General features: G+C 61.7%; 6 protein-coding genes. All 6 read left to right on the plus strand.

Features of this window, described 5'->3' with window-relative positions:
* The first annotated feature begins 50 nt into the window (after positions 1-50).
* Complete coding sequence (uvrC, locus tag BN1969_RS07560) at positions 51-1,907, plus strand: excinuclease ABC subunit UvrC (RefSeq protein ID WP_050623741.1); 1,857 nt, start codon at positions 51-53, stop codon at positions 1,905-1,907.
* A 2-nt stretch (positions 1,908-1,909) separates the two neighbouring features.
* Positions 1,910-2,470 carry a 16S rRNA (guanine(966)-N(2))-methyltransferase RsmD gene (rsmD, locus tag BN1969_RS07565; RefSeq protein ID WP_050623742.1) on the plus strand — a complete coding sequence of 187 codons (561 nt, stop codon included), beginning with the start codon at positions 1,910-1,912 and terminating at the stop codon, positions 2,468-2,470.
* Entirely contained in the window at positions 2,467-2,967 is a 501-nt protein-coding gene (coaD, locus tag BN1969_RS07570; protein WP_050623743.1) for a pantetheine-phosphate adenylyltransferase, read from the plus strand. The genes rsmD and coaD overlap by 4 nt, the downstream gene beginning before the upstream one ends.
* Entirely contained in the window at positions 2,967-3,488 is a 522-nt protein-coding gene (locus BN1969_RS07575) for a hypothetical protein (RefSeq protein ID WP_050623744.1), read from the plus strand. The genes coaD and BN1969_RS07575 overlap by 1 nt, the downstream gene beginning before the upstream one ends.
* Positions 3,489-4,003: 515 nt before the next feature.
* On the plus strand, positions 4,004-4,132 hold the full coding sequence (locus BN1969_RS18865) for a hypothetical protein (RefSeq protein ID WP_256183476.1): 129 nt from the start codon (positions 4,004-4,006) through the stop codon (positions 4,130-4,132).
* Positions 4,133-4,578: 446 nt separating this feature from the next.
* Positions 4,579-6,266, plus strand: a 1,688-nt coding sequence (locus BN1969_RS07580; RefSeq protein WP_147577157.1) for a pyruvate carboxylase subunit B, incomplete at its 3' end; no start/stop codon positions are given.

Genomic DNA, 6,266 nt, shown 5'->3' on the forward strand with positions numbered 1-6,266 from the left:
GGCACCGCTTCGCGCGGTGCCTTTTTTAACATCTCCCCGGGAGGCCCCCTATGACATTTGACGAATTGAAGGAAAAGGCCCACGCCCTGCCTCTGAAGCCAGGCGTGTATATCATGCAGGATGCCAAAAACACGGTGATCTATGTGGGCAAGGCCAAGGCGTTGAAAAACCGGGTGTCCCAGTATTTCCAGGACTCCGCCTCTCACACGGAGAAGACCCGGGCCATGGTGTCCCAGATCGACCACTTTGACGTGATCGTGGCGGACAGCGAATTTGAGGCCCTGGTACTGGAGAACTCCCTCATCAAGCGCCACCAGCCCCGGTACAACATCCTGCTCAAGGACGACAAGGGCTACCCCTACATCCGCTTGTCCGGGGAGGAGTACCCCCGCTTCTCCCTGGCCAACCGAGCGGCGGAGGACGGGGCACGCTATTTCGGCCCCTACGCCAGCCGCCACGCCACCCAGGCTATCGTGGACGCCCTGCGCTCCGCCCTGCGCCTGCCCTCCTGCGGGAAGCGCTTTCCCCGGGACATTGGGAAGGAGCGCCCCTGCCTCAACTTCCACATGGGCAAGTGCGATGGCTACTGCCGCAGCCTCCAGATGAAGGAGCAGCATGAGGAGGCCATCGCCCAGGCGGTCTCCCTGCTGGAGGGGCGGTTCAAGGAGGTCAAAGCGGACCTGGCCGCCGAGATGGAGCGGGCGGCGGAGGAACTGCGCTTCGAGCGGGCGGCGGAGCTGCGGGACCGCATCCAGGCCATCGAGCTGCTGGGGATGCGGCAGAAGGTGGTGGCGGGCTCCCTGGCGGATACCGACGTCACCGGCTTTTTCCGGGGGACAGCCAAGAGCTGCTTCGTGGTCCTGCACTACATGGAGGGGGAGCTGGCGGCCAAGGATATGGACCTGCTGGAGACCCCCATGGAGGAGGACGAGGAGGAGGTCCTCTCCTCCCTGGTGCGGGAGTACTATGTGGGACGAAGCCGGCTGCCCAGGCAGATCCTGCTGCCCTGTGAGCTGCCCGACCAGGTCCCGCTGACTCGGATGCTCTCCGAGCAGGTGGGCCGCCGGGTGGAGCTGGTGACCCCACAGAGGGGGGCAAAGATGGATCTGATCCGGCTGGCCAACCAGAACGCGGCAGAAGAGGTGGCCCGGGCCACCACCCGGGAGGAACGCCAGAACAAGCTGCTGGAGGCTCTGGCCAGGATGCTGGGCATGGAGGAGCCCCCCCGGCGGATGGAGTCCTACGACATCTCCAACACTGGAGCCAGTGACATCGTGGCCTCCATGGTGGTCTATGTGGACGGAAGGCCCCTGAAGCGGGACTACCGCCGCTTTAAGCTGAAGGATATGGAGGGCCCGGACGACTACGCCTCCATGGAGCAGGTGCTGACCCGGCGGTTCCGCCGGTATCTGGACGGGGATGAAAAATTTGTGGAGAAGCCCGACCTGCTGCTCATTGACGGCGGTCTGGAGCATGTGCGGGTGGCCAGGCGGGTGCTGGAGGCCATGGCGCTGGACATCCCGGCCTTCGGCATGGTGAAGGATGACCGGCACCGCACCAGGGCCCTGGTCCACCCCGACGGGCGGGAGATCGGTATCCAGGCGGTGCCGGCAGTGTTCTCCCTCATCGGGCAGATCCAGGAGGAGACCCACCGCTTCGCCATCGAATACCACCGGCAGCTCCAGGCGGGACACGTAAAAGGCTCCGTTCTGGACAAAATACCCGGGGTGGGGGAAAAGCGCCGGGCCCAGCTGCTCAAGCACTTCAAAAGCGTGAAGGCCATCCGGCAGGCATCTCTGGAGGAGCTGGAGCGGGCGGTCCCCCAGAGCGCGGCCCAGGCGGTGTACCAGTATTTCCGCAGGGGAGAGACAGAAAATCAGGATCAGGCTGAGAGAAAGGAAGAGTGACCATGCGAGTGATCTCCGGCTCCGCACGGGGCAGAAGACTGAAAGAGCTCCAGGGGATGGACACCCGGCCCACCACCGACAAGGTAAAAGAGTCCCTGTTCAACATCATCCAGTTCGAGATCGAGGGGCGGAGCGTCCTGGACCTGTTCGGCGGCACCGGACAGCTGGGGATCGAGGCTCTGTCCCAGGGGGCGGAGCGATGCACCTTTGTGGACGCCCGGCGGGAGGCTGCTGCCCTCATCCGGGAGAACCTGAAGGCCACCGGACTGGAGAAGGCGGGCCGAGTGGTGCAGGGGGATGCGATCTCCTTCCTCAGCGGGTGCCGGGAGCGGTTTGGTGTCATATTCCTGGACCCGCCCTATCAGACCCAGCTGCTGGAGCAGACTCTGGAGCTGGTGTCGAAGATTGACATTCTTTCGGAACATGGTATAATGATTTGCGAAAGTCCCGCGGAGAGGGAGCTTCCCCCGCTGGCACCTCCCTATGAAAAGGGGAGGGAATACCGGTACGGCAGGATCAAACTGACAGTTTACCGCCGTCAGGGGAGTGACCCGAGATCATGAAGACCGCTATCTATCCCGGCAGCTTTGACCCTGTCACCCTGGGGCATCTGAACATCATCAAGCGGGCCGCTCAGTGCTTTGACCGGGTGATCGTCTGTGTGATGGTGAATTCCAAGAAGCACGGGCTGTTTACCCCGGAGGAGCGGGTGGAGCTGCTGGAACGGTGTACTGCCCGCTTTCCCAACGTGGAAGTTGACTTCTCCGACGAGCTGCTGGCCGCCTATGCCAAGCGCAGGAAGGCTCATGTGGTGGTGAAGGGCCTGCGGGCGGTATCCGACTTTGAGCAGGAGGTCCAGATGGCGGTCATCAACCGCAAGCTGAACCCCAGGCTGGAGACCATGTTCCTGGCCTCCAGCGATAAGTACACCTACCTCAGCTCCACCGTGGTGAAGGAGATGGCCCGGTATGGAGCAGACCTGGGGGAGTTCGTCCCCCGGGAGATCGTGGACGACGTAGACCGGAAAATGCGCCAGGCGCAGGAAAAGGAGAATGACTGATGGCAAGCGGTGTGGAAGAGCTGCTGGACATGCTCTTTGAAATGGTGGATGAGGCCAAGAATATGCCCCTTTCCAGCGACAAGTGCGTGCTGGAGCGGGACCGCGCCCTGGATCTGATCGATGACATCCGGGCCCAGTTCCCTGTGGAGCTGGGAGAGGCTAAGAAGCTGGTGGCCTCCCGGAACGACTATATCGCCGCGGCTAAGCGGGAGGCGGAGGTGATCCGCAAGCAGGCGGAGGTGGAGGCGCAGCGCATGCTGGCAGAGGAGTCCGTGCTGAACCAGGCCAAGCAGCGCTCTGCTGAATTGATGCGCCAGGCGGAGGAGCGCAGCCGGGAGTTGAAGCGCTCCGCCAACGAGTACTGCGAGGACGCCCTGCGCCGCACCGAGGAGGCGGTGGCGGAGGCCTATGACGAGATCAAGAAGTCCCGGGCCCGCTTCCGGGCGGCGGCCAGCGCCACCGCCGCGGGGAGCCCGTCGGGAGGGCGGGCTGCCTATGACGCGGCGGCCGAAGAGGACTGAATCACAGAGAACAGCGGGGGCCGCACGGATGTGCGGCCCCCGCTTTGTGCTACGGTGGGTGGGCCTCCCGGGAAAATGAAGGGGGGGATGGGGCAGGCCTTCATTTTTTACAAAAAATTTTCTTGACATTTGGAGAAGAGAGGTTTACAATAACAACAATCAGCCGGCGGGAGGCGCTGGACGCTCCGGCAGTATGGAGAAAAAAGCGTCGGAATGGACAAAAAGGGGAAAGTTGTCCTGCCTGTTGAGAGACACAGCTGCCAAAGAAACGGGCGGCGGAGAAAGAGGTGAGCACAGATGAGATCTCAGCGTTATGTGACCCAGGGAGAGAGGTGGGACTGCAAGCGGTGCGTGCAGACTGTGCATAGGAGCCAACATGATCTGGGGTGACCCCCAAAAATCTTGTTTTTCCAGTTCAGCCTGATTTTCTCCGCCATCGTTTGCAGTAGTGCAGCGGTGGCGTTTTTGTTGCCTGAAATGATAAAATGACGTTCCCATGGAAAGGAGAGATCGACATGACGATGCTTCGTGAGAAGAAGAACAGTATCTGGAATCAGATGCGTCAGGATAAAGACATCGACGACATGATCTTTGAGAGTGAGCCTGCTGCCCGCAAGGAAGCTGTGGTATGCAGTGAGCGCTGACGGATCTCCGGATGACTGGACCGGGAGCCTGTACCCAGCCGCGGCAGAGCTGCGGGTCGGGGAGACAGGCTCCCGGTCTCTGCGTTTCAGGCAGGGCCGTGCCTGAGGAGAGGCCGGGCGGCCCCGGTGCGCCGATGACCGGGGAGCAGCGGAGGGGCAGGCCCCGTTCCTGCGTGGAGAAGGAGAGTGGCGTGTACCATAGGGGCCGATGCCCTGCCCGATCAGGGCCGGTTGCTGAATCTTGCTCCATAACTGGATAAAGTGGGCCAATTTGCACAGAAAGACTTGCACCCAGGCAAAAAATATACTAAAATAACCATAAGATTCAGGCCGGAGGGGGAAACCGGCCCTTTCTGCCGTCCAGAAGGGACGCCGGAAAAGTCTTTGCCCCTGTTTATGTTTCATAGAATCCAGCTTTGAAAAAGCATCACGGAGGTCAGATGAACATGAGAAAGATCAACTTTACAGAGACAGTGCTGCGTGACGCGAACCAGTCGCTGATCGCCACCCGCCTCCCCTATGACAAATTCGAGTCCATTCTGGAGACCATGGACAAGGCTGGCTACTACTCCGCTGAGGTGTGGGGCGGCGCTACCTTTGACGTGTGCCTGCGTTATCTCCAGGAGGACCCCTGGGAGCGGCTGCGGAAGATCCGGGCCAAGATGCCCAATACCAAGCTCCAGATGCTGCTGCGAGGCCAGAACATCTTGGGCTATAAGCACTATCCCGATGACGTGGTGCGTAAATTCGTGGAGTACTCCGTCAAGAACGGCATCGACATCATCCGTATCTTCGACGCTCTGAACGATGTGCGCAACCTGGAGGTAGCCATCGACGAGACCGTCAAGCAGGGGGCCCACGCCTCCGGTACCATCTGCTTCACCACCAGCCCGGTCCACACCCTGGAAAAGAACGTAGCCATGGTGAAGGATCTCCAGAAAATGGGCGTAAAGTCCATCGCCATCAAAGACATGGCGGGCATCATGGGGCCCAAGGACGCCTATGACCTGGTCTCCGCCATCAAGGACGCGGTCCCCGAACTGCCGGTGGTGGTCCACACCCACTGCACCACCGGCCTGGCGTTCATGACCTATCTGAAGGCGGTGGAGGCGGGTGCCGATGTGATCGACACCGCCATCTCCCCCTTCTCCGGCGGCACCGCCCAGCCTGCCACCGAGACTCTGGCTTACGCCCTGCGCCAGCTTGGCTACCAGGTGGACCTGGACGACAAGGTCCTCGTCAAGATGGCCGACTTCTTCAAGGGCGTCCGGGCCGACTTCCTGGCTGACGGGACTCTCGACCCCATCTCCATGGCCACCGATACCCAGTGCCTGAATTACCAGATCCCCGGCGGCATGCTGTCCAATCTGATCTCCCAGCTCAAAATGATGAACGCCATCGATAAGCTGGACGAGGCCTTGGCCGAGACCCCCAAGGTCCGTGCCGACCTGGGTTATCCGCCCCTGGTCACCCCCACCAGCCAGATGGTGGGATCCCAGGCTGTGCAGAATGTACTGGCCGGCGAGCGCTACAAGGTGGTGGGCAAAGAGATCAAGGCCTACTGCCGGGGTGAGTACGGCCGTACCCCTGCCCCCATCGATGCCAAGATTCAGAAGAAGATTTTGGGCAACACCCCTGTGGTGAAAGGCCGTTTCGCCGACTCCCTGGAGCCCGAGTTTGAAAAGACCAAGAAGGAACTGGGCGACAAGGCCAAGAGTGACGAGGATGTCCTGTCCTATATCGCGTTCCCCCAGGTGGCCATGGCCTTCTTTGAGGACCGTGCCACAGGGTTCAAGAAGAAAAAGGAGGCTGCCCCTGTGAAACCTGCTGCGCCCGCCGCCCCTGCTGCGGCTCCCGCTCCCCGCGCGCCCTTTGCCGGCCCCGTCTACTATGCCGCGGTGCCCGTGCCCCAGACCCCCGGCTATGTGAGCCGTGCCATCCAGCCCTTTGCCGCGTCCTACCAGCCCTCTTATCTGAAGATGGGAGACCGGGAGGACTGCACGGGAAACTTCACCATCACCATCGATGGCAAGCCCTATCAGGTGTCGGTGGCCAAGGCTGATACCCCCACCGCCGCTCCTGTGGCCGCCGCCCCCGTGGCTGCCGCCGCTCCTGCGGCCGCCGCTCCCGTGGC

This window comes from Clostridium phoceensis (assembly GCF_001244495.1).
Lineage (GTDB): Bacteria > Bacillota > Clostridia > Oscillospirales > Oscillospiraceae > Lawsonibacter > Lawsonibacter asaccharolyticus.